This is a genomic window from Moorena bouillonii PNG, from assembly GCF_001942495.1.
Lineage (GTDB): Bacteria > Cyanobacteriota > Cyanobacteriia > Cyanobacteriales > Coleofasciculaceae > Moorena > Moorena bouillonii.
Window position 1 is genome coordinate 1060835 of sequence record NZ_MKZS01000001.1, and the last position, 3552, is coordinate 1064386.

A 3552-nucleotide genomic window follows, 5' to 3' on the forward strand; every position below is an offset into this window, starting at 1 on the left:
ATTCTCAAAGTCCCCCTTTTTTAAGGGGGATTTAGGGGGATCTCCGAGGCAAGAAAACACGCCCTAGGGGGGCGAAAATTGCTGTAATTAACTAATTAATCATACTAAAAATCCATGGTTGCAACTACTGTAAATAACGCTATTCCCGTCACGGTTTTAACTGGCTATTTAGGAGCTGGAAAAACTACCTTACTCAACCATATATTGACCTACGAGCATGGAAAAAAGGTAGCGGTAATTGTTAATGAGTTTGGGGAAGTTGGTATTGACAATAAGTTAGTTATCGATGCCGATGAAGAAATCTTTGAAATGAACAACGGTTGTATTTGCTGTACCGTGCGGGGAGATTTAATTAGAATCATTGGTAACTTGATGCGGAGACGGGATAAGTTTGACCATTTAGTGATTGAAACCACTGGGCTTGCTGATCCTGCCCCCGTAATTCAAACGTTTTTTGTGGATGAAGAGATTCAAACCCAGTTAGACCTTGATGCCGTGGTAACGGTAGTTGATGCGAAGCATATTTTAGAGCACTGGGATAGTGATGAAGCCCAGGAACAAATTGCTTTTGCTAACGTGATTTTGCTCAATAAAATTGATTTAGTAGACCCTCAACAACTGGAGGAGTTAGAGCAAAAAATCAAAGCCATGAATGGTTTAGTCAAAATTTATCGTACCCAAAACTCAGAAGTTGAGATGGATTCAGTGTTAGGGGTGCGGGCTTTTGATCTTAAACAAGCTCTAGACATTGACCCGGACTTATTAGGAGAAGATGCTCATGAACATGATGAATCCGTTTTTTCCTTTGCCATTGTGGAACCAGGAGCAGTAGATTTGGAAAAATTAAACACATGGCTAAGGGAATTATTACAGAGCCAAGGCCAAAATATTTTCAGAATGAAAGGTATTCTTAATGTCATGGGAGAAGATAATCGATTTGTCTTCCAGGGAGTACATATGATTTTTGAGGGTCGTCCCGACCGTGCTTGGAAACCAGAAGAAACCAGAAAAAATGAGTTAGTCTTTATTGGACGCAATCTTGATGAAAACCAATTTCGTCAAGATTTCCAAGCCTGTCTTGTTTAGAGTATATTATAGCAATTATTATACTCATGAGGTGTAAATTGATCCCCCATTATCCCCCTTAATAAGGGGGACTTTGAGATTGATCCCCCATTATCCCCCTTAATAAGGGGGACTTTGAGATTGATCCCCCATTATCCCCCTTAATAAGGGGGACTTTGAGGTTGATCCCCCATTATCCCCCTTAATAAGGGGGACTTTGAGATTGATCCCCCATTATCCCCCTTAATAAGGGGGACTTTGAGATTGATCCCCCATTATCCCCCTTAATAAGGGGGACTTTGAGGTTGATAATCGTACATCATAACTGCGATAAACGCTATCAGCTATCAGCCTTTTTCATAACTATCAGGTACACAGGATTGTTTTCCCTCTTACCTACTCCCTACTCCCTACTCCCTACTCCCTGTTCCCTGCTCCCTGCTCCCTGCTCCCTAAAAGCCTATAATTTGTACCTCACCAAATTTAAAACCGCTATACTATCTATGGAAACTAAACCACCCCTACCTCCTTTTACCTTAGAAAGTGCAACCGCTAAGGTTCAAGCTGCTGAAGATGCCTGGAATACCCGCAATCCCGAGAAAGTTGCTCTCGCTTATACCATTGATTCGGAATGGCGCAATCGTGCCGAATTTATTAGTGGTCGAGAGGAAATTATTGCGTTTCTGAAGCGCAAATGGGCAAAAGAATTAGATTATCGCCTGAGAAAACGACTTTGGAGTTTTATGGATAATCGGATTTCAGTTTGCTTTGAATATGAATGGCATGATGATTCTGGGTTTTGGTATCGTGCTTATGGCAATGAAAACTGGGAATTTGCTGAAAATGGCTTGATGAAGAGACGGGAAGCTAGTATTAATGATGTACCGATTAAAGAGTCTGAAAGAAAATTTTTGTGGGAACGGTCTGTGATTTCGTGACAGCCGTAGGGTGTGTTAGGGACGGGCTCGCACTGATTTTCCGCCTCGTAGTGTTGGGATAGCCCTTCCGAAAATTGCCACAGGCTGGAAGCCTGTTCCACAAAGTGTTGGAACGCCCTTCCGAAAATTGCCACAGGCTGGAAGCCTGTTCCACGACTGATGCCCGTTCCACCCACGGGATCAAACAGCAAACGTGATATGCACCCCAATAGGCAATAGGGGCAACAGCTGCATAGTTTTTTAGTATTATAAAAGAGATGCACCCCAATAGGCAATAGGGAGATAGACAAAATAAAGGCGTTGCTGAATTAAGGAATGAATGCGCGATTATCTGGTTTTATTAAAGCCCCCTAAATCCCCCAACTTTGGGGGACTTTAAGAGTTTTGTTCCCCCCAGAATTGGGGGGCTAGGGGGGCGAAACCATACCCATAATCAGCAACGCCGAAATAAAAGCTATTAAAAATACCTTCTTATTGATCTGAATTTTTGATATGGTTTTCCCCTTGCCAGATAAATACATTGATCTGCTCACGGATTTCGGTTTTAAGCGCGTCTTTGGTACTGAGCCAAATAAGGCACTGTTGATTGATTTCTTAAATACTCTGTTGCCTCCCCACCATCAGATTCAGGATGTCACCATTAAGAATCCAGAGTTCCTGGGTAACACCTTAGTAGACAGAAGAGCAATTTTTGATATTTATTGCCAGAGCACAACCGGTGAACGTTTCATTGTGGAAATGCAAAAGGCAAAACAAACGTTTTTCAAAGACCGCAGTGTTTACTATGCCACTTTCCCGATCCAAGAACAGGCGCAACAGGGAAATTGGAATTATAAGCTAACGGCAGTCTACACTGTCGGTATTCTGGATTTTTGTTTTGATGACCATAAGCAGGATTCAGAACTGTTGCATGTGGTAGAGCTAAAAAATCAGCGGTGTGAAGTGTTCTACGATAAGTTGAAATTCATCTATGTGGAACTACCAAAATTTACTAAATCTGTTGATCAACTAGAAACCCATTTTGATAAGTGGTTATTTTTATTGAGGCATCTCGCCAGCTGTAATGCTCCCCCTGAACCGTTGCAAGGGAATGTTTTTGCCCAGCTATTTGAGGTGGCCGAGATTGCCAATTTCTCCTCTGAGGAGCAAGCCCTGTACCAGGATAGTCTGAAGGTCTACCGGGATATGTACAGTGTTAATCAAACCTTGATTCAGGAAGGTCTTGAACAAGGTAGACAAGAAGGTCTCGAACAAGGTAGACAAGAAGGTCTCGAACAAGGTAGACAAGAAGGTGAACAAGCAGGTATACAAAAGATTGCTAAACAGATGAAGGCAGCAGGGTTACCCCTGAAGGATATTGCTCAATATACTGGGTTGAGTGTGGATGACATTGATCAGTTGTGAACGAACCTATTGCCTATTGCCTCTTGCCTGTTCCCTATTCCCTATTCCCTGTTCCCTTTTCCCTTTGGCATACCCATAACTTCTCTTTATCTTCAGGATTCCTAACAAAGTAATCTTCCAGCAATTCACAGCCCCGACGCAGCAG

At 42.5% G+C, this 3552-nt stretch carries 3 protein-coding genes; all 3 read left to right on the plus strand.

What is annotated here, in order from left to right:
• Positions 1 to 114 precede the first annotated feature (114 nt).
• The 3 genes from BJP37_RS04365 (at position 115) to BJP37_RS04375 (ending at position 3407) form a co-directional block, all read left to right on the plus strand.
• Positions 115 to 1086: a CobW family GTP-binding protein gene (locus tag BJP37_RS04365; RefSeq protein ID WP_075896778.1), complete on the plus strand. Its 972-nt coding sequence runs from the start codon at positions 115 to 117 to the stop codon at positions 1084 to 1086.
• Between the two features lie 482 nt (positions 1087 to 1568).
• A complete protein-coding gene (locus BJP37_RS04370; protein WP_075905743.1) occupies positions 1569 to 2003 on the plus strand; it encodes a nuclear transport factor 2 family protein in 435 nt (144 codons plus the stop codon).
• Positions 2004 to 2495: 492 nt separating this feature from the next.
• A complete protein-coding gene (locus tag BJP37_RS04375) occupies positions 2496 to 3407 on the plus strand; it encodes an Rpn family recombination-promoting nuclease/putative transposase (protein ID WP_075896780.1) in 912 nt (303 codons plus the stop codon).
• Positions 3408 to 3552: the final 145 nt, after the last annotated feature.

Excerpts from the sequence above, each read along its gene's own strand:
- BJP37_RS04365 (WP_075896778.1), top strand. The coding sequence starts at position 115 with ATGGTTGCAACTACTGTAAATAACGCTATTCCCGTCACGGTTTTAACT.
- BJP37_RS04375 (WP_075896780.1), top strand. The coding sequence starts at position 2,496 with ATGGTTTTCCCCTTGCCAGATAAATACATTGATCTGCTCACGGATTTC.
- BJP37_RS04370 (WP_075905743.1), top strand. The coding sequence starts at position 1,569 with ATGGAAACTAAACCACCCCTACCTCCTTTTACCTTAGAAAGTGCAACC.